Source organism: Vescimonas coprocola (assembly GCF_018408575.1).
GTDB classification, from domain to species: domain Bacteria; phylum Bacillota; class Clostridia; order Oscillospirales; family Oscillospiraceae; genus Vescimonas; species Vescimonas coprocola.
Genome location: NZ_AP023418.1, coordinates 2,054,193 through 2,080,429 on the forward strand (window position 1 = coordinate 2,054,193; position 26,237 = coordinate 2,080,429).

Annotated in this window: 31 protein-coding genes and 1 pseudogene; 17 read left to right on the plus strand and 15 right to left on the minus strand. The window is 51.0% G+C overall.

What is annotated here, in order from left to right:
• Positions 1–45 precede the first annotated feature (45 nt).
• The 3 genes from KJS28_RS12530 to KJS28_RS12540 are packed head-to-tail and all read right to left on the minus strand — an operon-like array spanning position 46 to position 1,410.
• Positions 46–327: a sodium ion-translocating decarboxylase subunit beta gene (locus tag KJS28_RS12530; RefSeq protein ID WP_228298377.1), complete on the minus strand. Its 282-nt coding sequence runs from the start codon at positions 325–327 to the stop codon at positions 46–48.
• A 4-nt stretch (positions 328–331) separates the two neighbouring features.
• Positions 332–802, minus strand: a complete 471-nt coding sequence (locus KJS28_RS12535; RefSeq protein WP_228298378.1) for a hypothetical protein — start codon at positions 800–802, stop codon at positions 332–334.
• Complete coding sequence (locus tag KJS28_RS12540) at positions 751–1,410, minus strand: hypothetical protein (RefSeq protein WP_228298379.1); 660 nt, start codon at positions 1,408–1,410, stop codon at positions 751–753. Before KJS28_RS12540 ends, KJS28_RS12535 begins: the two co-directional genes overlap by 52 nt.
• Between KJS28_RS12540 and KJS28_RS12545 the strand changes: the two genes are divergently transcribed.
• Positions 1,388–1,657: a hypothetical protein gene (locus KJS28_RS12545; RefSeq protein ID WP_228298380.1), complete on the plus strand. Its 270-nt coding sequence runs from the start codon at positions 1,388–1,390 to the stop codon at positions 1,655–1,657. The genes KJS28_RS12540 and KJS28_RS12545 overlap by 23 nt on opposite strands.
• 66 nt (positions 1,658–1,723) lie before the next feature.
• Here the strand turns inward: KJS28_RS12545 and KJS28_RS10145 are convergent, their stop codons facing one another.
• The 12 genes and pseudogenes from KJS28_RS10145 to KJS28_RS10195 all read right to left on the minus strand — a co-directional run bounded on the left by KJS28_RS10145 (position 1,724) and on the right by KJS28_RS10195 (position 10,238).
• Positions 1,724–2,005, minus strand: coding sequence for a DUF6809 family protein (locus KJS28_RS10145; protein ID WP_213540778.1), 282 nt, complete (start codon positions 2,003–2,005; stop codon positions 1,724–1,726).
• A 13-nt stretch (positions 2,006–2,018) separates the two neighbouring features.
• Complete coding sequence (locus tag KJS28_RS10150) at positions 2,019–2,396, minus strand: TnpV protein (RefSeq protein WP_021630767.1); 378 nt, start codon at positions 2,394–2,396, stop codon at positions 2,019–2,021.
• Positions 2,397–2,400: 4 nt separating this feature from the next.
• Entirely contained in the window at positions 2,401–4,278 is a 1,878-nt protein-coding gene (locus tag KJS28_RS12840) for a DUF4368 domain-containing protein (protein WP_407701763.1), read from the minus strand.
• Between the two features lie 60 nt (positions 4,279–4,338).
• Positions 4,339–5,319, minus strand: a pseudogene (locus tag KJS28_RS12845) (type IV secretory system conjugative DNA transfer family protein); the annotation flags it as partial.
• The gene (locus tag KJS28_RS10160) at positions 5,319–5,801 is read right to left on the minus strand and encodes a PcfB family protein (RefSeq protein ID WP_002304320.1); all 483 of its coding nucleotides are present in this window, start codon (positions 5,799–5,801) and stop codon (positions 5,319–5,321) included. The pseudogene KJS28_RS12845 and the gene KJS28_RS10160, both read right to left, overlap by 1 nt.
• A gap of 36 nt (positions 5,802–5,837) precedes the next feature.
• Entirely contained in the window at positions 5,838–6,149 is a 312-nt protein-coding gene (locus KJS28_RS10165) for a DUF5720 family protein (protein WP_002304317.1), read from the minus strand.
• Positions 6,150–6,159: 10 nt separating this feature from the next.
• Positions 6,160–6,801, minus strand: coding sequence for a DUF3846 domain-containing protein (locus tag KJS28_RS10170; protein ID WP_002588969.1), 642 nt, complete (start codon positions 6,799–6,801; stop codon positions 6,160–6,162).
• 54 nt (positions 6,802–6,855) lie between these two features.
• Complete coding sequence (locus KJS28_RS10175) at positions 6,856–7,383, minus strand: hypothetical protein (RefSeq protein ID WP_002304315.1); 528 nt, start codon at positions 7,381–7,383, stop codon at positions 6,856–6,858.
• A gap of 8 nt (positions 7,384–7,391) precedes the next feature.
• Complete coding sequence (locus KJS28_RS10180; protein WP_002304314.1) at positions 7,392–8,318, minus strand: ParB/RepB/Spo0J family partition protein; 927 nt, start codon at positions 8,316–8,318, stop codon at positions 7,392–7,394.
• A complete protein-coding gene (locus tag KJS28_RS10185) occupies positions 8,275–9,102 on the minus strand; it encodes a ParA family protein (protein WP_002304313.1) in 828 nt (275 codons plus the stop codon). The genes KJS28_RS10180 and KJS28_RS10185 overlap by 44 nt, the downstream gene beginning before the upstream one ends.
• A gap of 6 nt (positions 9,103–9,108) precedes the next feature.
• A complete protein-coding gene (locus KJS28_RS10190; RefSeq protein ID WP_002304312.1) occupies positions 9,109–10,038 on the minus strand; it encodes a DUF6017 domain-containing protein in 930 nt (309 codons plus the stop codon).
• Complete coding sequence (locus KJS28_RS10195) at positions 10,035–10,238, minus strand: hypothetical protein (RefSeq protein WP_223385014.1); 204 nt, start codon at positions 10,236–10,238, stop codon at positions 10,035–10,037. The genes KJS28_RS10190 and KJS28_RS10195 overlap by 4 nt, the downstream gene beginning before the upstream one ends.
• Positions 10,239–11,090: 852 nt before the next feature.
• On the opposite strand from KJS28_RS10195, the gene KJS28_RS10200 reads away from it, so the two are divergent.
• From KJS28_RS10200 to KJS28_RS10275, 16 genes are all read left to right on the plus strand, one after another.
• Positions 11,091–11,288, plus strand: coding sequence for a helix-turn-helix domain-containing protein (locus tag KJS28_RS10200; RefSeq protein ID WP_114000934.1), 198 nt, complete (start codon positions 11,091–11,093; stop codon positions 11,286–11,288).
• Positions 11,289–11,567: 279 nt separating this feature from the next.
• The gene (locus KJS28_RS12930; protein ID WP_456341204.1) at positions 11,568–11,882 is read left to right on the plus strand and encodes a DUF5720 family protein; all 315 of its coding nucleotides are present in this window, start codon (positions 11,568–11,570) and stop codon (positions 11,880–11,882) included.
• A gap of 169 nt (positions 11,883–12,051) precedes the next feature.
• On the plus strand, positions 12,052–12,963 hold the full coding sequence (locus tag KJS28_RS10210) for a DUF6017 domain-containing protein (protein ID WP_213540783.1): 912 nt from the start codon (positions 12,052–12,054) through the stop codon (positions 12,961–12,963).
• Positions 12,964–13,455: a PcfB family protein gene (locus KJS28_RS10215; protein WP_213540785.1), complete on the plus strand. Its 492-nt coding sequence runs from the start codon at positions 12,964–12,966 to the stop codon at positions 13,453–13,455.
• Complete coding sequence (locus tag KJS28_RS10220; RefSeq protein ID WP_213540787.1) at positions 13,452–15,209, plus strand: VirD4-like conjugal transfer protein, CD1115 family; 1,758 nt, start codon at positions 13,452–13,454, stop codon at positions 15,207–15,209. The genes KJS28_RS10215 and KJS28_RS10220 overlap by 4 nt, the downstream gene beginning before the upstream one ends.
• Positions 15,210–15,245: 36 nt before the next feature.
• Positions 15,246–15,461 (plus strand): Maff2 family mobile element protein, encoded by a 216-nt coding sequence (locus KJS28_RS10225; protein WP_005541840.1) that lies wholly within the window; start codon positions 15,246–15,248, stop codon positions 15,459–15,461.
• Between the two features lie 20 nt (positions 15,462–15,481).
• Positions 15,482–16,351, plus strand: a complete 870-nt coding sequence (locus tag KJS28_RS10230; RefSeq protein ID WP_213540789.1) for a VirB6/TrbL-like conjugal transfer protein, CD1112 family — start codon at positions 15,482–15,484, stop codon at positions 16,349–16,351.
• Between the two features lie 14 nt (positions 16,352–16,365).
• Positions 16,366–16,800: a PrgI family protein gene (locus KJS28_RS10235; RefSeq protein ID WP_213540797.1), complete on the plus strand. Its 435-nt coding sequence runs from the start codon at positions 16,366–16,368 to the stop codon at positions 16,798–16,800.
• The gene (locus KJS28_RS10240) at positions 16,718–19,147 is read left to right on the plus strand and encodes a VirB4-like conjugal transfer ATPase, CD1110 family (RefSeq protein WP_213540798.1); all 2,430 of its coding nucleotides are present in this window, start codon (positions 16,718–16,720) and stop codon (positions 19,145–19,147) included. The genes KJS28_RS10235 and KJS28_RS10240 overlap by 83 nt, the downstream gene beginning before the upstream one ends.
• Entirely contained in the window at positions 19,140–19,313 is a 174-nt protein-coding gene (locus KJS28_RS10245) for a hypothetical protein (RefSeq protein ID WP_213540799.1), read from the plus strand. The genes KJS28_RS10240 and KJS28_RS10245 overlap by 8 nt, the downstream gene beginning before the upstream one ends.
• Positions 19,306–20,328 (plus strand): DNA cytosine methyltransferase, encoded by a 1,023-nt coding sequence (locus KJS28_RS10250; protein WP_213540800.1) that lies wholly within the window; start codon positions 19,306–19,308, stop codon positions 20,326–20,328. Before KJS28_RS10245 ends, KJS28_RS10250 begins: the two co-directional genes overlap by 8 nt.
• Positions 20,325–22,304 (plus strand): C40 family peptidase, encoded by a 1,980-nt coding sequence (locus KJS28_RS10255; protein WP_213540801.1) that lies wholly within the window; start codon positions 20,325–20,327, stop codon positions 22,302–22,304. The genes KJS28_RS10250 and KJS28_RS10255 overlap by 4 nt, the downstream gene beginning before the upstream one ends.
• Before the next feature lie 26 nt (positions 22,305–22,330).
• Positions 22,331–22,603 (plus strand): DUF4315 family protein, encoded by a 273-nt coding sequence (locus KJS28_RS10260; RefSeq protein ID WP_005541834.1) that lies wholly within the window; start codon positions 22,331–22,333, stop codon positions 22,601–22,603.
• Positions 22,593–23,669 carry a CD1107 family mobile element protein gene (locus tag KJS28_RS12935; protein WP_213540802.1) on the plus strand — a complete coding sequence of 359 codons (1,077 nt, stop codon included), beginning with the start codon at positions 22,593–22,595 and terminating at the stop codon, positions 23,667–23,669. Before KJS28_RS10260 ends, KJS28_RS12935 begins: the two co-directional genes overlap by 11 nt.
• Positions 23,662–25,761 carry a type IA DNA topoisomerase gene (locus tag KJS28_RS10270; RefSeq protein WP_213540804.1) on the plus strand — a complete coding sequence of 700 codons (2,100 nt, stop codon included), beginning with the start codon at positions 23,662–23,664 and terminating at the stop codon, positions 25,759–25,761. The genes KJS28_RS12935 and KJS28_RS10270 overlap by 8 nt, the downstream gene beginning before the upstream one ends.
• Positions 25,748–26,227 carry a hypothetical protein gene (locus KJS28_RS10275; protein ID WP_212818636.1) on the plus strand — a complete coding sequence of 160 codons (480 nt, stop codon included), beginning with the start codon at positions 25,748–25,750 and terminating at the stop codon, positions 26,225–26,227. Before KJS28_RS10270 ends, KJS28_RS10275 begins: the two co-directional genes overlap by 14 nt.
• Positions 26,228–26,237: the final 10 nt, after the last annotated feature.

Below are 26,237 nucleotides of genomic sequence, written 5' to 3' on the forward strand. Positions count from 1 at the left end.
CGATAGAGAGTATAGAAGTGCGCCCTTAGAGTTCTAAGGGTATTTTTAGATAATTGGGAATGTTTCTTTGTCAAACTGCGTAACATTGAACAAGATACGCCACTCGACATCATCACCAACCGGTTCAAAGTGCAGAGCAGAACAAGCAGCATGAAGTTTTTCTTGTGAATTTGTTCCATATATAACTGCTGTCGGACCATCTGCACCACCAATAACACCAACAACAAAACAGGAACTACTGCCAACTGGACGGAACGAATGATCGTCTGGTGTAACTTCTATCGGTCTATCGCCTTCATCACAGTCAAAAACCGAAATGTTCTCCATCGGTTCAGGGGGTAAGTGTATAACTCATGGCAATATAATGTGTCGGATAAATCCAGCGATCAGAACCAAAACTATTTTGAGGAACTGTCTGCTGTTCTATTTCCTGCACGGTCAGTGTATGGGTTATTCCGCTAACAGGATGGGAAAACATAAATGAATCTCCGGGTGCGTGAACTTTGAAATGTGAGCCTGGAACTTGTCCTGGTTGCTGCTCCATTGTAAGAAAAAGTTTATTGATTTCAGGGTGATGCTTGGTTCCCCAAGGAAATACGTCTCTGCATATGACCCAGCCATAAGTACTATCCAGCCCATAATGGTCGATTGCCCATTTTGCTTCCAACTCATTGATAACGCCATCTGGCAGACAAGGATTAAAGCTCACAGCGCAGCCATGGGTTGTCTGTAATATTTTCTCGTTTAACTTCAAGCAAGGTTTGAAGTTAAAACAAAGTGGGTTTTCCCATTCCATCTGCATCTGTTGCTCACGGGTAAAATTTTCACATGAGTCATTTTTCCCAGTCCAGATTCCATTTTTTTCATGAAGTCACGGATGCTTTCTGAATCAACTCGCATACAAAAATCAACGACAAGTCCTTTGCTACATGAATAAGCTGCCGGAATTACCCAATGATATCCAGCCCAATCGAATTGTTTATCCAGCTTGATCTCTTTTCCGGCACGGTCTTTACCTCGATGTCCCCAGAAATCTCCATCAAAATAGACCTTCCATTCAGGGGCAACCAATTCTGCTTCTGAAGTCATATCATTATCGTAATAATCTTCTGTGTATTTAATCTGACTGTAATCAAAGGAAGATTGCAGGTTTTTGATATATGTCCACGGTTGTTCCATAGGCAACAAATTCATCTTCTCTGAAATTTCCGATAAAGTTTGCTGTTGTTCCTGGGTTGTAGGGTTTTCATTGAGAAAGGCTTCAAACTGTGCTTCGTTCCACATCCACGCTTGTTCCACTGCCGCCACATCACCACAAGCCAGTATAAGCCGCAGAAAGTCGGTAAAATTTTCAGCTACTGGATGAACATAATCAGGAGAAGTATTCATGGGGCTGACAGAGAAAACCATCTCTCCAAATCCACGAATGAAACAGAAGTGGATACCATCTATCCCTGCCCATCCAAAAACCGATGCCCCCTTTTGGGGTACAAAAAATAATTTGTATTATCCTCACGGAGTTCAACTCCCACAGGACTTAAATCGACACCCCGCTGTAAAAATTTTTTTCAAAATTCTATTCATTAAGCATCCCCCCCCCCATAAAATTAGTGCTATCACGCTCTTTATTGTAGTAAATTTTATCACAAGAGTGTGAATAAATCTACTGGCGAATGCTGAAACCGCCCGAACAGTTTCTTTCTGCTCAGGCGGCTTTCTTCATCTATTTTTTCTTTCTTCTGCTGCACTTGTTCATGGGCTTCCTGCTGAACATCAGCCCAGCGGAAAAGCCATACTTGAAGTGACTTTCACTTTCTTCACATTGGGCGATTGCTGTCTGCGCCCGGAGTTCCTGCACCAGCTCATAGTCCTCTTTGCTGAGCCGCTGGGACAACTGCTCCATGAGCTTTTCACAGGCTATGACTGCCTTTCGGTATTCCGGTGATGTAGGTACAACTGTCTCGCAGGGATAAAACTCCCCATTATACATGGCTTCCAAAATCATAGCTTTACCTCTCTCAACAGTAGATTAGTTCCGTCTTGATGATTTCCTCTGCCCGGCAGCGGATGGAGTTCATTGACTGCACCCATAACATCTGATTTTCCGCTTTCATGGCTTCGGTCACGCCCTCGGCTTTCATCATCTGCCGGATAATCAAGTCCAGCCTGTCTGCCGCCTGCTCGTTCAGATCGGCAACGACGGTGTGGAGGCTGCCGGACAAAATTAGCTCGTTGTAAAGCATGGGACGGTGCAATTTCAGATAGGACTGGTGCAAGCGTCCCCAATGCCCAATAGGTCGGCGTTCCTCCGGCAGCTTCAAGTCCGGCACATAGTAGTCGCCCACCAACACATAGTCCATACCGTTCTCATGGATTCTCGGTTTCAACTCTTTCATAAAATCACGCTCCCTTTCTCGGTCCCAGCTGCGGCAAACTGCTCACCGGGATAAATACCCCTCTGGCAATATCCTCGGTGCGGATTGCCTGTTTTCTGGCTTCAATCTCCGCTTTTTTCTTGGCTTTCGTGCGCTCCTCATACTCTTTCTGTTTACCATTGGCTTTCCGCTTCAAGTAGTTCTGGTGGAGCCTGTCCTCGCGTTCCTCACGCTTGCGGATTTCCTCTAATTCCTCCGGGGTAAGCTCCACTTCGCCAAACGCAGGGGGAACGAAACGACCCACGAAATTGAAGTAAATCTCGACCTCCTGTGTGGTCTGAATACTGCCCTTGCGGTCACGCTCATGCACAAGGATTTTCTCAATAAACTCATTGAGCATGGCAATCGTCAGCTTGTCGAAGTTCTCATACTTGTCAATCAGAGCGATAAAACGGTCAGCGTCCTTTTCGTGCTTCTCGTAGCTCTTGATAGCCTTTTCCAGATCGGAGATTTCAACGGTAAGCTCGGACTGTTCCTTTTCGTATTGAGCGTCCAGAGTGGCGTATCTGCTGTCGGACAGCTTTCCTAAAATGTTGTCCTCATAGATTTTGCAGAGCAGGACTTCCAGCTCGGAAACTCTCTGCTTTGCGGTGGCAAGGCGTGTCCGCTGTTTCTTGACCTCTGCCGTCTGCTGGCTGGACTGCGCTTCCTGCACCACACGGACAAACTCGGCTCGGTCATGCTTCGCATACTCGGCAATGGCTTTCAGCATTTCAGAGACAAGGGACAGTACCACATCTTCATTGATACGGTGCTGTGTCGTGCAGAGCTTTCCAACTGGGACTTTGCTGTATTGGGAACAGGTATATTGAGAAATACGCTTGCCGTTGTTGGTACGGTGGACATACATCTTGCCGCCGCAATCGGCGCAATAGAGCAAACCCGTGAGGGGAGCTGCTTCGCCCCAGCCGTCCGGGTAGCGTCTGACATTCCCACGGATTTTCTGCACAAGGTCAAAGGTCTGCTGGTCAATAATGGCTTCGTGCGTATTCTCAAAAATCGTCCATTCGTCCTCCGGGACATAATGGCTTTTCTTGTCCTTGAAGTGCTTTCGGGTCTTGAAATTGATGGTATGTCCCAGATATTCACGCTTTTCAAGAAGGTTGCAGATGGTGGAAGAACCCCAGCCGTACACATCTTTGAAAGTCTTATTCTTGTTCACGCCCTCGCCGTGCTGGGCAAGGTAAGCGGACGGAATGAGGACTTTTTCTTCTTTCAGCTTGCTGGCGATCTGATACGGACCGTAGCCGTCAATCGTCATGGCAAAGATGCGCTTGACCACATCAGCGGCTTCGGGGTCAACCAACCATTGGTCTCTGGCTTCGTTCCAGAGATAGCCGTAAATGACCGTGCCTGTGAGGTGCTTGCCGGACTTGCCTTTGGACTGGAAAGTGGAACGGATTTTACGGCTGGTGTCTCTGGCGTAATACTCGTTCATAATGTTGCGGAAAGGGGTAAAATCATCGTCCCCTCTGGCACTGTCCACGCCGTCATTGATGGCGATAAGGCGAACGCCACGCTGACGCAGAATTTCCATAATCTGACCGACTTTCAGATAGTCACGACCCATGCGGCTCATGTCCTTGATACACAGATACTCCACATTCCCGGCTTCAACCTCTTTCATCATTGCTAAAAATCCGGGACGGTCAAAGCAGGTGCCGCTAATGCCATCGTCCGTGAAATGGACAATGTTTGTAAAGCCCTGCCGGGCGGCGAACTCCTCCAACATAGCCTTTTGATTGGAAATTGAATTGCTCTCACGCTGTTGGTCATCATCTTTGCCAAAGTCATCACGGCTCAGTCGTTCGTACAGAGCTGTGATTTTCTCATTTTTTCTCATAACTTGCGCTCCTTTCTTCGGTTTTAGGTTGTGTGTTCTAAGAGACTTCCCAACCGCTTGATTAAGAAGTCTTTTAGAGCATACAACACCGGCAGCCAGCTTGTATTTTTTATACTGACGGACTGCAAAGTGATTCGGCTTTTTCTTTTCCAGGGCTTCAAACATCAGATCCACCGGGTTCTGGAACTCCTCATCATCTTCCCGCACCTCCATTGCGTTCAGGAACTCAATCAGGGTGGAGAAATTCTGTTCCTCAACCGGAGCTTCATAGTGGATATATCCGATCAAGGCACAGTAGAGCAGCGTTTCCGCCTTCGTCCAGAACTCATCACCGGCTTTTCCATCACCCTTTGTGTTGGCAATCAGCGTTGTCACCAGTTTCAGAATGTCTTTTTCTGAATGGATATAGGCAAATGGGTTATAGTGCATCGACTTCTGAAAGTTGATGGTGTTGAAAATCTCGATGGTGTAGCCATGCTTCAAAAGGGCGTTGCCGCACTCAATCACGATGCTGCCTTTCGGGTCAGTGACCACATAGGAACTGTGCATCTGGAGAAGGTTTGGCTTCAACCAAAAGCGAGTTTTACCGGAACCCGAACCGCCGATAATCAGAACATTCTTATTTCGGGCATTGGCAGGATTCTTCGGGCGATTGCTCATCATCAGCCGCTCCGTTTTCGTCAGGATCACATTGTCCTCGAACTTTGGTGCAATAAACGGCTCAATATCTTTTGCCGTTCCCCAACGAGCAGAACCGTACTCAACATTGTGTCGGTACTTCTTTGCGTTTTTGCCTTTTAGATAGACAGCCAGCCGAAGTCCTGCGCCGCAGAGAATACCAATCAGCAAATCCAACGGGTGAAAGCTGGGAAACGGATTGTTCAGGGCTATCGGAAGGGCATGAAAAAAGCTGAGGATTTTCGCAGATGAATCTGCCCCCTCAGCCAATCTCCATGCTTCTCCTAAATTCGTAGCGAACAACCCTACCAGAAAATACGGTAAATTCAGAATCAGGAGCTTTTTCATTTTTCTCTTATCCATCACAGATCACGCTCCTGTTTCTTCTCTCGAACCTTCTTCGGAATCGCTGCGACAATTTCCTTGAACTTCTTCAGCTGCGCCAGAACGCTCGGCTTTTCATTCTTGGTTAATGCCCTTGCCTGATGTTCCTTGCAGATTGCATCCAAAGCATCTGCATCTTTAGAACGGACAAAAACAAGAAACCGGGGAGGATCAACGGACTTATCTTTTCTTACGGCAAAGTCCACGCCATACTTCTTGGCGAGCTTTTCAAAATCACGGATACTCTCTTTGTCGATCTCAACATTCGTAGCACCCTGATTCTGTCCCAAAAGCTGTTTCACGGATTGCTTTCCATGAACGGCAGGGTCTCGTGCCTTTTTCATCTTCACTTTTTCCCGGTGCTGCAAATACTTGCGGATACCGGCAATGATAGTGCGCCCCGTCAGCTTGGTTGTGCTGATCGCCAGGTTTACTGTTCTGTTTTCAACTTCTTCCTGCATGATTCATCACCTCCTGCAAGCAGTAGAGTGAACAGATTATCGTGCCATATCTCTGTGGTCGTAATACAGATTGCCCTTGGCAACTGCGGCATGGCTGATAATCTTGATATTGCCAGCTTTCTGGTTATCCAGAGCCTTCTGATAACCCACATCGCTCAAATACAGGCGATTTCTTTCGCCTTTCCAACCGACAGGCGATTCATCGGTCAGCACATCGAAAATAATCATGTGCTTGGTGGCGTCATCAAATCGTGCCAAGTCCATATAGGTATGTCCCTGGTACTCCTTGGCACCATCCTGAATCCGCTTTCGCTCCATCAGCTCTCCAATCGTCGAATTTCTTTGCATAAGAACCTCCTTACAGAACATCTCGGTCAGGGTTACTTTTGTGGGGAACCGAATCAGCTTTGACAGGTGCATCTTCTTTCTTCACCATGTCATCCGGCAGGGGAAGCGCCATAATGCTGCGCCCCATGCGTACAAAAGTCTCAGGCTGATGAAAGTGTTCCTCAAACTGCTTCATCAGTTCCGGGGACAGAGAACAAAAATCATCCTCGCCCAATCCCACAACCAGAAAATCACCGGCGATAATGTCATAAATATCGCCGTCATCATCACGCAGCGCACGGTTCAGTTCTTTGCCTACGAGTTTACCTTCGTCGTGCATCACCAGTGCAACCGGCTCATTGAACGGATAAGTTGCCTCAATATCGCCACCTACGGCTTTCTGCAAATCCTCCAGCTCACAGCCGATCTGCACAGCCTGCGGATACATGAACGGCTTTACCAGCAACACATTCATGGTATCTGCCTGTTCTTTCTGAACCTCCCGTTCCTCGGTCGTGCCGAACGCAACACCGGTAAAGTTTTCGGAGTCCAGAATGTACTCCGAATTGTAATAAGCGGCTCTAACCTGTTCCTCTGCCGCATCGTGAGATTCTGCTTGCACCGTAACCGTTTTCTCCAAGGTTTCGGTGATCTTCACATCGTATTCTTTCAAGTTTCGATACCTCCGTTTCTTTGGAAATAAGAAAAGCGACCATCCATGAACCTGTTACAGTTCATAAATAGTCGCATCCACATCGGCTAAAAGCTCGAACAAGCAAATATCGTCCAGTTCGCAAATCAGGGAACCCATGTCGAAGAAAATATCGTCCTCGCATTCCACCGTAGTAACCACGCTGCGGTGTTCGTTAAGACAAATGGCTTCTTCCTTGTCCATCGTGATCGTAGACATACAGGACACCACATAGAATGTCATATCTTCTGCTAACCACAGCTCCTTGCTCTGAATCGTGCGAACTTTTTCATCGCCGCTCATATCTTCTACATAGGACAGAAGCCGCACGGCTCTGCTGTTCAGAAGTACCTTTCCCTGATAGTCGATACCCTCACCAGCAGAGGACAATACTCGATACTCGCTAATCATCTCGGCATTTTTCTGAAACGACTTTGCCAGAAGCGCAGGAGAAATATCATCGAACTCCTCACTGTAGTTTACGAGCATATCTACCATATAATCAGGATCGCAAAGGTCGTAGAGTTCTTCCAAAGCGCCCTGAATGTTTTTGGGTGTAAACATTTTTTACCTTACCTTTCCATTGATTTTTCTCTTTTTTTCTGCCATTGCTCCAAAAGCTGAATGATTTTATCCTCCATCTGCTTGTTGGTATAGGACTTCGGGAAGTATTTTCGCAACGAATCCGTTTTGAAGGTTACTCTGTCCAGCTCTCCCTTCTTGATTTCATTCATAATCTCGCACATCGCATCCAGCGTACACTCGCCCTCCTGTGCGAGCTTTTTAATTCGCTGTGCTTGCGAAAGGGAAGGAGCTGCTTGAGCATAATCCATTGCAGAAAGAAAATCCTTCTGTTCTTCACTTGCCAGATAGGAAAGCTCCACCGCAGGATTGAATTTGATCTGACCCGTATCTACCATATCCAGCAGTTCCGGAATCAGTTCGGTCAGACGGATATAACGGTGTACCTGATTTCTGCTTTCTCCTGCCTCCTGACCGACTATATCCATTGCCTGCAACTTCATCCCAACTTGGGATGAAGTTAAATCGGTGCGTTGACCTTGATGTTTAATCGCATCCAGCTTCATCTTATAAGCAAATGCTCTTTCACTCGGCAGGATACTCTCCCTCTGCAAATTCGCATCAACCATCAAAATAATGGCTGCATCATCGTCCAGGTCACGAACAATCGCAGGCATGGTTTCCTTACCCGCAAGCTCCGATGCCCGGTGCCGCCTGTGACCAGAAACGATTTCATAACCACCGTCGGGGTCAGGACGGACAATCGCAGGAGTGAGAACTCCGAAATCTCGGACGCTCTCTGCCGTTTTCATCATTTCTTCATCATCAACCACACGGAAGGGGTGTCCCTCAAAGGGGTGTAGCTCAGAAAGCGGAATTTCCTGCACACGCTCCTGCTGGGCTTCAGCTCTGGATTGATCGGTGGAGAAAATATCATCGTACCCCTTCAAGCTGATGTTTGCGCCTTTTTTCTGCATTGTTTAACACCTCCTTCGTCAGAATTTTATAGGCTTCGGCAACTTTGCCTTTGGGATCATGCTTGAAGATACTGGTTCCCTCTGCGCTGATTTCCTCTGCACGGACAGAGCGGGGAATGTCGGTCTTGTAAACCTTCAGCTTTCCGCCGTAGCTCTCCCGAATCAGATTGCTGATGTCTTTGGAGTAGTTGGTGCGGCTGTCCACCATCGTCAGAAGAATCCCTTCAATCCTCAGTTTCGGGTTGATTTGCCTCTTGACCTTGTTGATGGTTCCAAGCAGCTGTTCCAGACCCTTTGCAGGAAGGTATGCTGCCTGAACCGGTATCAGCACATTGTCGGCAGCTGCCAACGCATTGACGGTCAGCATACCCAAAGACGGCATACAGTCAAGAAGAATGTAATCATAATTCTGTTTGACTGTATCCAGGTATTGCCGGAGAATGGTTTCCCGGCTCATGGCATTGACCAGTGCTACCTCCATACCTGAGAGTTCGATGTTGGACGGCACCAAATCAACGCCCTCCGGATGATGAAGAATCCCTTCATCGGGAGTAATAGGGTTTTCCATCATAATCTTTCCCATCAGATCGGAAAGTGTCGGAGACAGATCATCCGGGCAGGGATTGCCCAAACTGACCGTCAGGGAAGCCTGGGGATCGGTGTCTACCAGAAGCACCTTTTTTCCTTCAAGAGCCAAGCCAACGCCCAGATTCTCGGTGGTGGTGGTCTTTCCAGTGCCTCCTTTCTGATTGACCACCGCAATGATGGTTGCTTTTTTCGACATTTATCGTCACTCTCCTTCCTCTCGCTTCATTTTCAATTTCTTAAATCCTCCTTCCAAATATCCGTGTGACATATCGTGCCGAACAAGAGCATCGTAGTAGGTGTCTATTGTCGTCGGCGCATTGTATATCGTAGTCAGCATATACTGACGGATATTTCTAATCTTTGTGGTGTTCTCCTTGAAGCAGTCCATAACATATCGAATGTGTTCGGCATTCAGTTTCATAAACCGACTGCGGACAATTTCTGCCGGACGCTCCTCTGCACCAATGCGAATCAACGGTCGCTTCGTGCAAACTGTTTCAACGATCAACTCCAGAATGTTATCCAGCATTTCGGAATCGTAAGGGTAATCCTTCTTCAACAAATCCATACTGAGCTGATCCGAGAAATAATCAAAGTATTCTTGATACCGGTCATTCTCGTCCATCATTCCACCATTTCCGGAAGGAAAGATAGAATCAGTATCACTAAATTCAGTATTTTTAATATCAGTATTATTACATTGTGATTTCGGAAGTTCTTGAGTTGTGATTTCCATTGTTCCAGAATTGTGATTTTCACAATTCAAGAGTTGTGAATCCACAGCAGAGATAAAGTTCTTCACATAGATCAGGTTGGGCTTTCCCAAACCCTGGCGCTTACGTTCAATCAATCCTGCTTTCTTCTCAAGTTCACTGAGCAGCTTGATAGCCTTTTGTTCAGCACAGTTCAGAGCCATCTTCGCTTCGTCGATTGTAAAAATGATATACACTCTACCGTTTTTATCTATCCAACCATTCTTGGCAGACAGGCTCATGCGGTCAAGCAAAATGCCATACAGCATCTTGGCATCGGCAGAAATATTCCAGAACCTCTCGTTCGTGAACAACACCTTCGGAACTCGATAGAATGTGAATAGATCGGATTGCTGACCGTAAAAATAATCAAAACTCACACGGCTTCACCACCTTCTTTCTGCGGAAAACTTTCTGTTGTCAGCGGAATGCTGCGGAAAGTCGTATCCGTCTTTTCGTAAGGACATCGGGCAAAATAGTAGAAGCGGTATTCCTGTTCATACACATCCATATCAACGAAGCCCCACTTCACGCATAACCTTCTTCGTACACCAACCAATGCACGGGTGATCTCGCCCATAGGGACAGCCATCACATTCCGACTTGGGTTTCGGCGGCAAAGAGATTAAGTAGTAGCAATTATTTCTACCCAGACGGCAGCCCTTTCTGCCATTCGTCCAGAAGTAGCAGTAATGACAGTCGCTCGGCTTGTCTGCGGTATAAACAGGCTTGCTCAAATAAAACACCTCCAATCTCTTGTATTTGCCCATGGGTTTGGGCATAAAAAAAGAGCGCCTATCCATCCCCAATGCGGGGCAAATAGACGCTCTATGTACATAACGATATTTAATTTTATCTGCTATAACTGCATGGTATTCAAAACATCCGCCTTTTTTGATTAGCTGGATTTTTGGCACGATTTTGGGGCTGATTAGCAGGAAGGGCATTTTCATTAGCAAGAACAGCCCGTTTTCTGCTAAAAATTAGCTGGCGATTTTGTCTTATAACAACCGTTCGATTCTGGAGGGGTTGTCAAAAATCAAATTTTGGAGTAGAATTTTATCTCATACAGTGAAAGAGCTTTTTCGTAGCTTTTTATATAAGAAAAGCCGAAAACCCTTGAAAACAAAGGCTTTCGGCGTTGTTCACTGGCGTCCATAAGAGGATTTGAACCTCCGACCCCACGCTTAGGAGTATGGCTTACCATGTGATACACGGTTCGGATGTAACTTCCAATATCATCCCTTACGCAGAATGACTTGTAGTAAACGAACTTTATGGTGCAAAACACCTATTCTGACGCAGTTTTATGTGTCCGTTGGGTGGTCCTATTAGCAAATTCTTAGCAAGAGGACACCCAGCCAAAGCCGATTGCTACTGCCATTCTCCACTCCCTTAGTCAAAATGACAAGGCAAATACATGGAGGTTACTATGGACAAGAAAGAGAAAAAGTCACTGCCGGAACCGCGCACATATACCGTGGAACAGATTGCGGCCATGCTCAACATCGGTCGCACAACCGCATATCAGCTCGTCAAGCAGGAGGAGTTCAGAATCGTCCGCATAGGAAATGCGATCCGCGTCTCCAAGAAATCTTTTGACGAGTGGCTGGAAAGTTTGGAATTGTGAATATCGCAAGAAACGCCGTAGGCTCAAAAAACCTATGGCGTTTTTTTATACCCATTTTGAAGGAGGCTGGCAATGAAATTGACAGAAGCAGAAATGAGGATGGTGTTTCAGATTGAAAGTACCAATCAGAACGCTGCCCTGAATGAGATTTACATGACATGGCGCTATGCGCCGAACCCGGTAACGAAAGAAACGGCGGAAGGCCTTCTGGACAAGCTCCGCCCTCTGTCGGATCAGGAGTGTATGGATTTGATCCGCAAGGTGCAGACCGAATATCGTCTGCCGGAGAAGGCCCGCACCATCGGGGAAATGCTGGCAGAAGCCAGGCAACGATCCGGGGCGCAGAAGTTATCCGGCCATGACATTATGGCTTTGGAGCGTTTCGACCCGGCAACCAGACACATGATCGTCTTTGATGTTCTTACCCATGACTCGCCTGTTGGCTGGAAGGGTGAGAAAATGCGCCTGTTCCTGACCGACGCCGGATACAGCAAGGCTTTGGAGAATCAGGAAAACGGGCATATCAAAATCCGCAACCATGCGAAGGTGCTTTCCGGCGACCTCCACTATGACCATAAAGGCCGTGAGAGGTAGCGCCCCCAAAATGTATCAAAATCAGTGGGATATCTTCTGTTTCTTCCTCTGTAGCTTGCGTTCTGAACAGGGCGTGGATGTTTTCCCATGTGGGAGGCTATGGAGGCATACGGACGGGTAAACCACTCAAAATCAACACTTTTTATTTTCACAGGAAGGAGGTGCGAAGATGGCTGTTTTTCGTATTGAAAAGACCCGTGATTATACGGTCATGTCGAACCATCACTTGAAAGATCGAACGCTGACCCTGAAATCCAAAGGGCTGCTGTCCATGATGTTGTCGCTCCCTGACGAGTGGAATTACACCACCAGAGGTCTTGCGGCGATCTGTCGGGAAGGTGTGGACAGTATCGGTGCGGCATTGAAGGAGCTGGAAAACCACGGGTATATCCGGCGCACCCAGCTTCGGGACGAAAAAGGCAAGATTACGGATACTGAGTATGTCATTTACGAAATGCCTCAGTGCGAGCCGCCGTCAAGCCCAGATACGCCTTTACCGGGTACGGCAAAGCCATATACGGAAAACCCGGATATGGGTATCCCGGATACGGCGGAACCGTGTACGGAAAACCCCGCACAATTAAATACTAAGAAATCAAGTAAAGAAACATCAAAGACTGATTTATCAAGTACAGAACTATCAAATCCTATCCAATCAAATCCCCCTACCCCCGCAGGGGCAAGGATGGGAACGGATCGGATGGGAGCCAGAGAATGTTATCGTGAAGTGATTTTGGATAACATCGAGTACAGCTATCTGGTGCAGGACAGCCATATCGACCGTGAGCAGCTTGACGAGATTGTTGACTTGATTGTGGATACCGTATGTTCTGCCCGCAAAGTCATCCGCATTGCCGGAGATGATTATCCGGCGGAGGTAGTAAAGTCCCGGTTTATGAAGCTGGACAGTTCCCATGTTCAGTATGTCATGGACTGCATGAAGGACAATACCTCCTATGTTCGCAACATCAAGAAATATCTGCTGGCGGCGCTGTATAACGCCCCGACCACCATCAACAGCTACTATTCTTCCCTGGTGCAGCACGATATGTACGGGGACGGGCAAAGGGGGCGAGGCTAAATGCAGGAGGAAGTAACGCGGGGCGCCGTGACGCTCATTGTTGACGGAGCCAAGCTAAGTGAGCGGGTCTTTGAAAAGGCCGTCAAAAAGTTCCTGGAGGAAATCCAGAAAAGCCAGAAGCCCAAAATCTACCGCGGCAGGCAGAGCCTTAAACAGCTTGCCAGCCAGAACGCCGGTCTTGCCAATATCGAGATCAGCGACAAGAATATCAAGGCTTTCTCCCGTGTGGCGAAGAAATACCATGTGGATTTTGCATTGAAGAAGGACACCGCCGCAGAGCAGCCCCGTTACCTGGTCTTTTTCAAAAGCCGGGACACGGATGCCATCACAGCGGCATTTCAGGAGTTTGCCAGCCGCAAAATGAGCCGTGAGAAAAAGCCCTCCATCCGGGAACGGCTGACCCAGGCGAAGGAACAGGCGGCGGAGAAAGTGGAACACCGCACCATTGACCGGGAGAAAGTAAAGGTCAAAGATCGGAGCGTGCAGAGATGAATATGAAAAAAATGTTTTTGCTGAACCTTCCGTATCTTCTGTTCGTGTATCCCTTCGATAAGCTGGCACAGGCTTTCCGGCTTGCGCCCGGTGCTGACCTTTCCGGCAAGCTGCTCTCCATTGGGGACGGCTTCACGGCAGCCCTTTCCTCCCCGTGGCTCAGTTTCCATCCCACGGACCTTCTGATCGGTATAGCTGGTGCGGTGGTCCTTCGCATGGCGGTCTACCTGAAAGGCAAAAACGCCAAGAAATACCGCCACGGAATCGAGTATGGTTCTGCCCGCTGGGGTACGGCGGCAGATATCGCTCCCTACATGGACAAGGACTTTTTCCAGAACATCCCTATGACGCAGACGGAGCGAATCACAATGGCGAGCCGTCCAAAGCAGCCGAAGTATGCCAGAAACAAAAACATTCTGGTGATCGGCGGTTCCGGCAGCGGCAAGACACGGTTCTTCTGTAAGCCGTCGCTGCTGCAAGCCCATTCGTCCTATGTCTGCACCGATCCGAAAGGAACCTTGCTGCCGGAGATCGGCACTTTCCTGGAACGGAAGAAATACCGTATCAAGTGCCTCAACCTGATAAACTTCCGAAAATCTATGAGATACAACCCACTGGCCTACATTCGGTCAGAGAAGGATATCTTAAAGCTGGTGAACGCCCTGATTATGAACACGAAGGGCGAAGGCGAAAAATCTTCGGAAGATTTCTGGGTCAAAGCGGAACGCCTCTATTATTCCGCGCTGATTGGCTACATCTGGTACGAGGCCACGGAGGAAGAAAAGAACTTCATCACACTTCTGGACCTTATCAATGCCAGTGAAGCCAGAGAGGACGACGAAACCTATCAAAGCCCGGTGGACTTGCTCTTTTCTCAGTTGGAGGGACGGGAGCCGGACCACTTCGCCGTGAAGCAGTACCGCAAATTCAAAATGGCGGCGGGCAAAACCTTAAAATCCATTCTCATTTCCTGCGGTGCCCGGCTTGCTCCCTTTGACATCAAGGAGCTGCGGGACCTGATGGAGTATGACGAACTGGAACTGGATACCCTGGGCGACCAAAAGACGGTGCTGTTTGTGATCCTGTCGGATACGGACAGCACTTTCAATTTCGTGGCCGCCCTCATGTATAGTCAGCTTTTCAATCTGCTCTGCGACAAGGCGGATGACTTCTACGGCGGTCGTCTGCCCGTCCATGTTCGTCTGATCCTGGACGAGTTTGCCAACATCGGCCAGATACCGAACTTTGATAAGCTGATCGCCACCATCCGAAGCCGTGAAATATCGGCTTCTATTATTTTGCAGTCGCAGAGTCAGTTAAAGACCATCTACAAGGACGCGGCAGATACCATCGTCGGTAACTGTGACAGCACCTTGTTTTTGGGAGGCAAAGAGAAATCCACGCTCAAGGAAATTTCGGAGCTGCTGGGGAAAGAGACCATTGATCTCTATAACCAGTCCGAAAACCGGGGCAGTCAGGTTTCCCATGGCCTCAGTTATCAGAAATTAGGAAAGGAGTTGATGACCCAGGACGAATTAGCAGTGATGGACGGCGGCAAGTGTATCTTCATGCTGCGGGGCGTGCGCCCGTTCCTTTCGGACAAGTACGACCTCACCCGGCACCCGAATTACAGATACACGGCCGACGCCGACCCTAAAAATGTCTTTGACATGGAACGGTACATGAAGAAGCAGCGTGCCGTGGTAAAACCCACGGACACCTTCGATGTGTACGAGATTGACGCAACAACTTAACCCAAAATCAAAAACATTTTTTAGGAGGATTATTTTATGGAATTTTTCAACAGCGCAGTTGGTGTTTTGCAGACTCTCGTAGTGGCCCTGGGCGCAGGTCTTGGTATCTGGGGCGTTATCAACCTTCTGGAAGGTTACGGTCAGGACAACCCTGCTTCCAAAAGCCAGGGTATGAAACAGTTGATGGCCGGCGGCGGTGTCGCCCTCATCGGCATCACCCTTGTACCTCTGCTCTCCGGCCTGTTCGGTTGATCGTCCGGCGGTGATCGCTTATGGGCGGCATACTCGACAAACTCGATGAATGGCTCCGAGGGCTGCTCATCGAGGGAATCACGGGAAACCTGTCGGGCATGTTCGATACGGTCAATACCAAAGTAGGCGAGATCGCCGGTGAAGTGGGACAGACGCCGCTGGCATGGAACAGCGGCGTCTTTTCTATGATCCGAAACCTCTCTGAAACGGTGATCGTTCCAATCGCCGGGGTTATCCTGACATTCGTAATGTGTTATGAGCTGATCCAGCTTGTGACAGAGAAAAACAATCTGCACGATGTAGATACCTGGATGTTCTTCAAGTGGATTTTCAAGACCTTCTGTGCCGTTCTCATTGTGACGAACACATGGAATATCGTCATGGGTATCTTCGATGTCGGGCAAAGCGTTGTGAACAGCAGCGCAGGCGTCATCATCGGGAATACCTCCATTGATATCAGCAGCGTTATCACGGATATGGAGGCGCAGCTTGAAGCCCTGGGCACGGGAGAATTGTTCGGGCTGTGGTTCCAGTCCCTTTTCGTGGGGCTTACCATGAACGCCCTTTCCATCTGTATCATGCTTGTCATTTACGGCCGCATGATCGAGGTGTATTTGACAACTTCCGTTGGACCAATCCCGCTTGCCGCTATGACGAACCGGGATTGGAGCCATACGGGGCAAAACTACTTGAAATCCCTGTTTGCATTGGCGTTCCAGGCATTTCTAATCATGGTGTGCGTGGGAATCTACTCTGTTTTGGTACAGAGTATCGCCACGGACGGAAATATTTCAGGCGCGATATGGGCCTGCATGGGCTACACGGTCCTGCTGTGCTTCGCCCTGTTCAAGACCGGCAGCCTCTCTAAGAGCCTGTTCGGAGCGCATTAAGGAGGCTTGATAAATTGGCGTATGTAACCATTCCAAAGGATTTGACGAAAGTAAAATCCAAAGTGCTGTTTGGGCTTACCAAACGGCAGCTTATATGTTTCGGAGCGGCGGCACTCATCGGAGTACCGCTTTTCTTTTTGCTCAGACGCACGGCCAGCAACAGCGCCGCCGCGTTCTGCATGATTATCGTCATGCTCCCGTTCTTTCTACTCGCCATGTATGAGCGGCACGGCCAATCCCTGGAAGTGGTGACCGGACAGGTCATCCGCTGTATGTTCCTGCGGACGAAAGAGCGGCCTTACCAGACAAACAATTTCTACGCAGCCTTGGAGCGGCAGGCCCAGGCGGAAAAGGAGGTGAAAGCCATTGTTCAGAAAGCAAAAGCCAGAGCCGCAGGCACGACAGGCGGCAAAACCAGCGGTAAAGCTGACCGCCGCAGAAAAGCGTGAGATCAGCCGTATCTTGGAAACTGCCAGAGGCGACGGCAAGGTACATTCCGCACAGGATACCTTACCGTTCCGCCAGATGTACCCGGACGGCCTGTGCAAGCTGGACGACCACACCTGGTCGAAGTGTATCGAGTTCGAGGATGTGAATTATCAGCTTGCAAAGCCTGACGACCAGACGGCGATCTTTGAAGCTCTCTGCGATATGTATAACGCCCATGACGCTTCTATCGGAATGCAGCTCTCCCTTGTGAGCCGCCGCATGAACCGGGAGGATTTTGTGAAGCGTATCGAGATCGCAGCGCAGGGAGATCACTTCGACCATATCCGTGAGCTTTACACGCAAATGCTCCGCAAGCAGCTTGAACGGGGCAACAACGGTCTTATCAAAACAAAGTATCTGACCCTCACCATCGAGGCACGGGACAGCAAAACCGCACGGGCACGATTTTCCCGAATCGTCATGGATGCCCTCAACCATTTCAAGGTCATGGGTGCTCTGGCAAAGGAGCTTGGCGGCAAGGAGTGGCTGGAAACGCTCCACGGCATCCTGCACCCGGACGGGGAACGGTTTGCCTTTGAATGGAGCTGGCTTGCCCCTTCCGGCCTGTCGGTTCAGGATTTTATCGCACCATCTTCCTTCCGCTTCGGTGAAGCACGGAAGTTCACGATGGCGGATAAATTCTGTGCCGTGTCCTTTCTGCAGATCAGCGCACCGGAAATGGATGACCGTATGCTCACCGAGCTGCTGGATACGGACAGCGGGCTGCTTGTCAGCCTCCATATCCGCAGCATGGACCAGAACGAGGCAATCAAAACGGTCAAGCGGAAAATCACTGACATTGACAGTATGAAGATCGACGCACAGAAAAAGGCAGTGCGGGAAGGTTTCGATATGGATATCATCCCCACCGATCTTGCCACCTACGCAGGCGAGGCAAAGAACATCCTCCGTGACCTGCAAAGCAGAAATGAGCGAATGTTCCTGATGACCTTCCTGGTGGTGAACTTTGCGGACAGCAAGCAAAAGCTGGAGAATGATCTTCTCCGTGCGGCAAGCGTGGCACAGAAATATAACTGCTCCCTGGTGCGGCTGGACTTCCAGCAGGAGGACGGCTTCGTGTCGGCTCTGCCCCTGGGTGTCAACCGTATTAAGATACAGCGCGGGCTTACCACTTCGGCAGTGGCGGTGTTCGTTCCCTTCACCACACAGGAGATTTTCCACGGCGGCGAGGCCCTCTACTATGGACTCAATGCCACTTCCGGCAACATGATCCTTGCTGACCGCAAAAAGCTGAAAACGCCCAACGGCATGATCTTAGGCACGCCCGGCAGCGGCAAGAGTTTTTCCGCAAAGCGTTCCATCGTGGGTGTGTTCCTGAATACAAAGGACGATATCTTGATCTGCGACCCGGAGGCTGAATATTTTCCGTTGGTGAACCGTCTGGAAGGACAGGTCATCAAAATCTCACCTACCAGCACGCAGTATGTGAATCCTATGGATATCAACCTCAATTATAGCGAGGACGATAACCCGCTGGCGCTGAAATCCGACTTTATCCTGTCATTCTGCGAACTGGCGGCAGGCGGACGGAACGGTCTGGAGCCGGTGGAGAAAACGGTCATTGACCGTGCTGTGCGGATCGTGTACCGCCCCTATATTGCAGACCCCCGCCCGGAGAATATGCCGCTGCTGGAAGATTTGTATGACGAGATCAAACGGCAGCCGGAGCCGGAGGCACAGCGGATCGCGGCGGCACTGGAACTGTATGTGCATGGCAGCCTGAATGTTTTTAACCACCGTACCAACGTGGATATCAACAACCGCATTGTCTGCTTCGATATCAAGGAGCTGGGAAAGCAGCTCAAAAGCCTGGGTATGCTGGCGATCCAGGACCAGGTATGGAACCGTGTTTCCCAAAACCGGGATCAGGGTAAATCCACCTGGTACTTCGTGGACGAGTTCCACCTTCTGCTGCGCGGCGAGGTCGGTACCTGGAGCGTGGAGATTTGGAAACGCTTTCGCAAATGGGGCGGTATCCCCACGGGGATCACGCAGAACATTAAGGACCTGCTTTCCTCCCCGGAGATCGAGAACATCTTTGAAAACAGCGATTTTGTGTACCTTCTGAACCAGGCCAGCGGAGACAGGAAAATCCTCTGCGAGCGCCTGAATATCTCCAACCAGCAGGCGGCGCATATCAGCAACGCAGGCCCCGGCGAGGGGCTGATCTTCTTCGGCAATGTGATCCTGCCTTTTGTGGATGACTTCCCGAAGGACAACGAGCTTTACAGCATTATGACAACAAAACTTGGTGAAACCGGGAAAGGAGAAAACGAATATGAATGATCCCCGCTATTTGCATACAGAAGAAAAACAGGAAGGTGAAACCTTCTTTGATGTGATGAACCGGCTGATTGCCAGAAGCAAGGCGGTCACGGCGGATATTGAGGCGGTCCTTGCGGAGCTGGAAAGTGAGATCGAACCGTTCCGTGCGCCGAAGGACCATGAATAAACTGACCCATGTGAGCCTGTTTTCCGGCATTGGCGGTCTGGACCTGGCGGCGGAGGCTGCCGGGTTTGAAACCGTCTGCCAGTGTGAGTGGGCGGATTTTCCGCACGCCGTCCTCTCCGCACGATGGCCGGATGTTCCCAGGTTCCGGGATATTACTACTTTCACGAAGGAGGCGTTTTTTGAAAAAACAGGACTTGAAACAGTTACCGTTATCTCAGGCGGCTTTCCCTGTCAGCCCTTCTCCACCGCCGGAAAACGGAAGGGCTTTGCGGATGAACGCTACCTGTGGCCGGAAATGTGCCGCGTTATTACCGAGCTGCGGCCCCGTTGGGTGCTTGGGGAAAATGTTGCTGGCTTCATCAATATGGGGCTCGACAAAACGATCTTTGACCTGGCAAAAGCGGGATACGCTGTTCTCCCATTCGTATTTCCGGCTTGCGGCGTCGGCGCATGGCATGAGCGCCAGCGAACTTTTATCGTCGCGGCTGATGTTTCCCACACCCCTTGCCTCCGACAACAACACCGCCAGGGATGCGGCAAGCCTGGATGTGTTCCTGTCGGACAATGGGATATTCCGCAAGCGGAACCGAAACGGGGCGATTTGGAGCCTCAGTCTGTCGGCGGCGGTGTTCTATCTGACCCCGGTGGCGTCGGACGGTTTCCGCTCGACCTTGAAGCCGTCGGCCTTCGATCCGGCGAAGAAGGACGGGAACCTTTCAGCGCAGATCATCTCCCAGGAACGGCCGGTGTCCGAAACATCGGCGCTGAACCCGGATTGGGTGGAATGGCTCATGGGCTTCCCGAAAGGATGGACGGACGTAAACTCTGGGCCGCTGAACCGGAAGGAATCCCCCGCATGACTGAGCGCATGGATGACCGGGCACTGCGGCTGAAAACTTTGGGAAATGCGGTCTGCCCGCCCCAGGCCTATCCCATTTTTCGCTATATCGCCATGATCGAGAATGGAACCTGCGGCGACTTCTGCCCCTATGGAAAGGAAGGTGACTGCCTATGAGGGAACTGAAAGCAACCGATAAGATCACGCAGAAAATGACCCGTGACGGTGCGGTATCCGAAAATCTTGCCACGGGAGAGGTGGAACATATCAGCAGCCGGGAGCCGGAAACGGAGTTGTCCGCTTCTTCGGAAGAATCTGCTGGCGCGGCTGCTGACCTTGCCCTGCGTGCAGCGGAGCACCATGAGAAGAAAACCGCACGAAAGGCGGAAAAGGCTGACGCCCAGGCGGTGCGGGACGGCTCTGCCGCAAGGCGGCGCCCGTCCTCCCGTCTGCAATTCACCGAGGAAGAACGTGCCGATCCCGCACTTGGAAAGTACATCGACCATTCCGACCGTGCGGCGGACAGGCTGGACGCGGCAAAGGCCGCTATCCCCACAAAGAAAGCTCTCCGTACCGAGCGTGTTTTTGACGAGACAGCCGGAAAAGGCAAAACGCAGCTTCACTTTGAAGAAGTGGAGAAACGCCCCAACGGACGCCTGCGGCACAATCCGCTTTCTCGGCCGGTCCATGAGATTGTCCACGCTGCCCACGCGAAGGTGCATGAGGTAGAGCAGGAAAATGTGGGTGTAGAGGCCGGACACAAAGGCGAGGTGTTGACGGAACGCGGGTTTGCCTATGGAAAGGGCAAAGTCCGTGCCGCCGTCCACCATCACCGCACAAAGCCCTGGCGTGACGCGGCGAAGGCAGAGCAGGCTTCTTTTAAGGCAAACGCCGACTACCTTTACCAAAAGGCACTGCATGATGATCCTGCATTGGCAGCTTCTAACCCGGTATCCCGCTTTCTGCAGAAACAGCGGATCAAGCGGAACTATGCAAAGGAGCTGCGGCAGGCGGAGAAAACCGCAAAGAACACCGCAGCTACGGCGAAAAGTGCGGCGCAGAAAGCAAAGGACGCCTTCAAGGAAACATTCCTCTACATCAAACACCATAGCCGGGCGGTTCTGCTGGTGATCGGCATTGGTGCCTGTGTTGCCCTGCTGTTTGGCGGGATATCTTCCTGTTCCATGATGGCGGGCTCCGGCGTGGGCGGTGTATTCACTTCCTCTTATCTCTCCGAAGACACGGATATGCTGGCTGCGGAGGCGGCCTACTGCGAATTGGAGCAGGAGCTTCAATATGAGCTGGACCACTATGAGGCTCTGCACCCCGGATATGACGAATACCGTTTTGATCTGGACGAGATCGAGCATGACCCTTATGTGCTGATCTCCATTCTCACGGCGTTCCATGAAGGGGTGTTCACCATCGACGAGGTTCAGGCGGAGCTGCAAATGCTCTTTGAAAAACAGTACATCCTGACGCAGACCGTGGAAGTGGAAGTGCGCTATCGGACGGAAACACGGACAGACAGCGAGGGAAATGACTATGACGTGGAAGTACCGTATAACTACTATATCTGCAATGTGAAGCTGGAAAACTTCGATCTTTCCCATGTGCCGGTCTACATCATGGACGAAGAAACGCTTTCCCTGTATGCGGTCTATATGGCAACGCTGGGGAACCGGGAAGATTTGTTCCCCGGCTCCGGCTATGTAGACAAGTACACCAAACCACCCACCACCTATGATATTCCGCCTTCCGCACTGGAAGATGAAACCTTTGCGGCGCTCATTACCGAGGCGGAGAAGTACATCGGCTATCCCTATGTATGGGGCGGCAGCAATCCGAACACTTCTTTTGATTGCTCCGGCTTCGTATCCTGGGTGCTGACGCAAAGCGGTGTCTGCAATACGGGCAGGCTGGGAGCCCAGGGGCTCTACAACATTTCCACCCCGGTATCCTCTGCCAACGCAAGGCCCGGCGACTTGATCTTTTTCGTCGGCACTTACGATACGCCGGGTGTTTCCCATGTGGGTATCTATGTGGGCGGTGGAAAAATGCTGCACTGCGGCGACCCCATCCAGTATGCAGATATCAACACAAGCTACTGGCAATCCCACTTTTACGCTTTCGGGCGACCACCCTACAACTAAAAAACGATATGGAGGTAATTTGATTTATGGCAACGACACAGAAGATCCGCAATGACATTGCGAAAACCAAAGAAAAGATTGCAGAGCAGCAGAAACGCCTTCGTGCGCTGGAGGCGCAGCTTGCGGAGGAAGAAAATCTGGAAATCGTCCGCATGGTGAAAGCCGTGAAGATGGACAACAAGGAGCTGACCGCTTTCCTGAAAGCCTATGCCAGCGGCATGATTTCCCTGCCGGAAGGTATGCTGCAGGAGGGCAACACCGAGAATGAGGAAACGGAGGGATACGAGGATGAAGCATAACTTTATGACAAAAATGGTATCGGCTCTTTTGGCGGTGGTGCTCAGCACTGCCGCTTTTTCTGTCACCGCCTTTGCCAGCGGCGGCGAGGAAAGCACGGAGTCCGTGGCTGAACAGGAAACGGCTGGGGATGTCTCTGATCTGCTTTCCGCTCTGGCAGGCAGCCAGGTCACGGTATCCGTCACCGAGGATGGTATCCAGTTCAGTTCCGGCGAAAATGGCTCCGGGCAGACCGGTACTGTCACCACGGGCGGCGGCAATCTGAATGTCCGCACAGGTGCGGGAATGGACTACACCGCCTTCACTCAGCTTCCCAACGGAACGACCGTGAAGGTGATCGGCACGGACGGCGACTGGCTGAAGGTCATCCTGCCGGAGAAAGTCGGCTATGTCTATTCCGGCTATATGACGGTAAGTGACGGCGAGGCAGGCTCCGGGGAAGGTTCTTTCTCTCTGGATGCGGAAACGCTGGAAAATCTGCTGGGGATGCTGGGCGGCGGCTTGAATGGCGGTGCCGCCTTGACTCCGGACGGGAACCTTTCGCTGATTGACGATATTGGCAGCCCGACCGCCAGCGGCAAGCAGTTTATTACAGTGGAAACGAAGAACGGCAATGCGTTCTATCTCATTATCGACCGTGACGATGAGGGCGAGGAAACCGTGCATTTTCTGAACCAGGTGGATGAAGCCGACCTCATGGCGCTTACGGAGGATGGAGAAAAGGCGGAAACACCTATTGTCTGCACCTGTACGGAGAAGTGCCAGGCCGGAGCGGTCAATACCGCTTGCCCGGTCTGCGTAAAAAACCTTAGTGAATGTGTTGGCACAGAACAGAAAGCTGCGGAGCCCACCGAACCGCAGAATCCGGAACCCGAAAAGAAAAGCAATACCGGGGCGATCCTGGCGGTGCTGCTGATCCTTGCAGCCGGAGGCGGCGCGGCGGTCTATTTCCTGGTGCTGAAACCGAAGCAGGGCAAGAAAGTTCCCGCTGATCTGGATGATTTCGACCTGGAGGATGAAGAAGAATACCTGACCGAGGACGAGGAAACGGAGGAAAAGAATGAGTAAACTGATTATTGCGGAAAAACCGAGTGTGGCAAAATCTATCGCATCGGCCCTGGGTGCTTCATCCAGGGCCGATGGCTTTTATGAGGGCAACGGCCTTCTCGTATCCTGGTGTGTGGGGCACTTGGTATCCCCGATGGATGCGGGCGGCTATGACGAACGTTTCAAGAAATGGCGCTATGATGATCTTCCCATTCTGCCGGAGTCGTTCCGCTATGTGCTGGCACCGGGCAAGGAGGATGCTTTTGAAAATCTCCGTGCCCTGATGGACCGCCCCGATGTGGATACCATCGTCAATGCCTGTGATGCCGGGCGTGAAGGGGAACTGATCTTCCGTCTGGTGTATCAAATGGCGGATTGCCACAAACCGATCCTTCGCCTTTGGATTTCCTCGATGGAGGACAGCGCCATTCGGGAGGGATTTTCTGATCTGCGCCCCGGCGCCGATTATGAAGCCCTGTATCAATCTGCCCTCTGCCGCCAGAAAGCGGATTGGCTGGTGGGAATCAACGCCACGCGCCTTTTCTCCGTTCTCTATCACCGTACCCTGAATGTGGGCCGTGTTCAGACCCCCACACTGGCAATGCTGGCGGAGCGTGACGCGAAGATCACGCTGTTCCACAAGGAAAAATATCATCTGCTGCGCCTGATGCTGGACGGAGCCGAGGCAGTGTCGGAGAAATTCACCGATCCGGCGGAGGCGGAACAGGCAGCGGCTATGTGCAAGGGTGTGACCGTCACCTGTACTTCCGTCACGAAGGAGCAGAAAAAGGAGCAGCCGCCGAAGCTCTATGATCTTACCACCTTGCAGCGTGAAGCAAACCGCCTGTTCGGATACACGGCGAAGCAGACCCTTGACTACGCCCAGAGCCTCTACGAAAAGAAGCTGCTGACCTATCCCCGCACGGACAGCCGGTATCTGACCTCCGACATGGCGGAAACAGCCTCCTGTGTGATCCACCTGGCGGCGAAGCTGCCGCCCTTTGATGGCTGCTCCAACTTCTTCCCGCTGGTGGAGGCCATGATTTCCGACAAGGACGTATCCGACCATCACGCCATTATTCCCACGATGGAGATTGAAAAAGCGGATATCAAGGCTCTGCCCCTGGGCGAGCGCAATTTGTTCCTGCTGGTCTGCTGCAAGCTGCTGTGTGCGTCGGCGGAGCCGTATATGTATGAGGCGGTCACGGCAACTTTCAACTGCTGCGGCCATTCCTTCACCGCAAAGGGCAAGCGCGTCCTTGCCGAAGGCTGGCGGGAGATCGACCGCATTTTCCGTGTCTTTCTGAAAGAAAAGCCTGCGGATGGGGACGGCGATACGCTCCCAGACTTCACCGAAGGGCAGATTTTTGATGGTGCGGAGGTTGCTGTTACCGAGCATTTCACCCAGCCGCCGAAGCCCTACACCGAAGATACCCTCCTGTCCGCTATGGAGAACGCAGGAAAGGATGATATCCCCGATGAGGCGGAGCGAAAAGGTCTTGGCACGCCTGCGACCAGGGCGGCTATCATCGAAAAGCTGGTGGCAGCCGGATTTGTGGAGCGCAAGGGCAAGAGCCTGATCCCCACGAAAGCAGGTATCAACCTTGTTACGGTCCTGCCGGAGCCGCTGACCTCTCCCATGCTGACAGCGGAATGGGAACAGAAATTGACGGAGATCGCAAAGGGCGGCGCTGACCCGGATACCTTCATGGACGGTATCCGCACGATGGTCCAGGAGATCGTGTCCACCTATTCCTGCATTTCCGAGGATGGCAAAAAGCTGTTTGTCCCGGAGAAGGAAGTGATCGGTACCTGCCCCCGCTGCGGTCAGCCGGTCTATGAGGGCAAGAAGAACTTTGCGTGTTCGGATCGGTCCTGCGGTTTCGTCCTCTGGAAAAATGATCGCTTCTGGACGAGCCGCAAGAAGGAGCTGACAAAGAAAATGGCAGCGGACCTTCTGAAAAAGGGACGTACCAATGTCAAGGGAATGTGGTCTGAAAAGAAACAGACCACTTATGACGCTGCGGTGATCCTGAACGACACGGGCGGCAAGTACATCAATTTCAAGCTGGAATTTCCAAAAAGAAAGGTTGGTGCTGATGGCAGAAAATAAGACTTTGGAACATTTACCCGAAGTGAGGGCGGCGGTGGCTGCCCTCTCCCCGGAGGACCGGGAGGTGCTGGCGGCGGTGCGGACCTCGCCCTTCAAGCTGACAGCGCCGGAGCAGTTCAAGGAGTTTGCGGCCAACATCGACTATTTCGTATTTGAGCCCAATATCCACGATCTGAATGATCTGGGGTGGCGGTATCTGGCACAGCACATGGATATGCTGCTGCCCCCGGAACTTCTGAAAGCGATCGACCCTGTTCCGTTTGGCAAGTACGCCATGCAGGAGGAACAGGGCCATTTTACGAAACACGGATATATTTCTCTCTCCGGCGACGAGTGGAACCATGAACGCCCTGCGGAGCCGGAGAAAAAGCCCTCCATCCGGGAACGGCTGGAACAGGGCAAGAAGGAATGTGCGGAGAAAAACAAGGCGCAGCCCCATAAGGAAAAATCTGCGCCGGAACTGTAAGGAGGTGCTG

Bases quoted from the DNA above. Each gene is read 5' to 3' on its own strand.
- KJS28_RS10225 (WP_005541840.1), top strand. From the start codon at position 15,246: ATGGAATTTTTCAACAGCGCAGTTGGTGTTTTGCAGACTCTCGTAGTG.
- KJS28_RS10245 (WP_213540799.1), top strand. From the start codon at position 19,140: ATGAATGATCCCCGCTATTTGCATACAGAAGAAAAACAGGAAGGTGAA.
- KJS28_RS10180 (WP_002304314.1), bottom strand. From the start codon at position 8,318: ATGCAGAAAAAAGGCGCAAACATCAGCTTGAAGGGGTACGATGATATT.
- KJS28_RS10230 (WP_213540789.1), top strand. From the start codon at position 15,482: ATGGGCGGCATACTCGACAAACTCGATGAATGGCTCCGAGGGCTGCTC.
- KJS28_RS10255 (WP_213540801.1), top strand. From the start codon at position 20,325: ATGAGGGAACTGAAAGCAACCGATAAGATCACGCAGAAAATGACCCGT.
- KJS28_RS10200 (WP_114000934.1), top strand. From the start codon at position 11,091: ATGGACAAGAAAGAGAAAAAGTCACTGCCGGAACCGCGCACATATACC.
- KJS28_RS12935 (WP_213540802.1), top strand. From the start codon at position 22,593: ATGAAGCATAACTTTATGACAAAAATGGTATCGGCTCTTTTGGCGGTG.
- KJS28_RS10160 (WP_002304320.1), bottom strand. From the start codon at position 5,801: ATGCAGGAAGAAGTTGAAAACAGAACAGTAAACCTGGCGATCAGCACA.
- KJS28_RS10165 (WP_002304317.1), bottom strand. From the start codon at position 6,149: ATGCAAAGAAATTCGACGATTGGAGAGCTGATGGAGCGAAAGCGGATT.
- KJS28_RS10145 (WP_213540778.1), bottom strand. From the start codon at position 2,005: ATGATTTTGGAAGCCATGTATAATGGGGAGTTTTATCCCTGCGAGACA.
- KJS28_RS10260 (WP_005541834.1), top strand. From the start codon at position 22,331: ATGGCAACGACACAGAAGATCCGCAATGACATTGCGAAAACCAAAGAA.
- KJS28_RS10220 (WP_213540787.1), top strand. From the start codon at position 13,452: ATGAATATGAAAAAAATGTTTTTGCTGAACCTTCCGTATCTTCTGTTC.
- KJS28_RS12535 (WP_228298378.1), bottom strand. From the start codon at position 802: ATGCAGATGGAATGGGAAAACCCACTTTGTTTTAACTTCAAACCTTGC.
- KJS28_RS10270 (WP_213540804.1), top strand. From the start codon at position 23,662: ATGAGTAAACTGATTATTGCGGAAAAACCGAGTGTGGCAAAATCTATC.
- KJS28_RS10210 (WP_213540783.1), top strand. From the start codon at position 12,052: ATGGCTGTTTTTCGTATTGAAAAGACCCGTGATTATACGGTCATGTCG.
- KJS28_RS12840 (WP_407701763.1), bottom strand. From the start codon at position 4,278: ATGAGAAAAAATGAGAAAATCACAGCTCTGTACGAACGACTGAGCCGT.
- KJS28_RS10150 (WP_021630767.1), bottom strand. From the start codon at position 2,396: ATGAAAGAGTTGAAACCGAGAATCCATGAGAACGGTATGGACTATGTG.
- KJS28_RS12545 (WP_228298380.1), top strand. From the start codon at position 1,388: ATGGGGCTGACAGAGAAAACCATCTCTCCAAATCCACGAATGAAACAG.
- KJS28_RS12530 (WP_228298377.1), bottom strand. From the start codon at position 327: ATGGAGAACATTTCGGTTTTTGACTGTGATGAAGGCGATAGACCGATA.
- KJS28_RS10250 (WP_213540800.1), top strand. From the start codon at position 19,306: ATGAATAAACTGACCCATGTGAGCCTGTTTTCCGGCATTGGCGGTCTG.
- KJS28_RS10185 (WP_002304313.1), bottom strand. From the start codon at position 9,102: ATGTCGAAAAAAGCAACCATCATTGCGGTGGTCAATCAGAAAGGAGGC.
- KJS28_RS10195 (WP_223385014.1), bottom strand. From the start codon at position 10,238: ATGGGCGAGATCACCCGTGCATTGGTTGGTGTACGAAGAAGGTTATGC.
- KJS28_RS12540 (WP_228298379.1), bottom strand. From the start codon at position 1,410: ATGGTTTTCTCTGTCAGCCCCATGAATACTTCTCCTGATTATGTTCAT.
- KJS28_RS10175 (WP_002304315.1), bottom strand. From the start codon at position 7,383: ATGTTTACACCCAAAAACATTCAGGGCGCTTTGGAAGAACTCTACGAC.
- KJS28_RS10275 (WP_212818636.1), top strand. From the start codon at position 25,748: ATGGCAGAAAATAAGACTTTGGAACATTTACCCGAAGTGAGGGCGGCG.
- KJS28_RS10215 (WP_213540785.1), top strand. From the start codon at position 12,964: ATGCAGGAGGAAGTAACGCGGGGCGCCGTGACGCTCATTGTTGACGGA.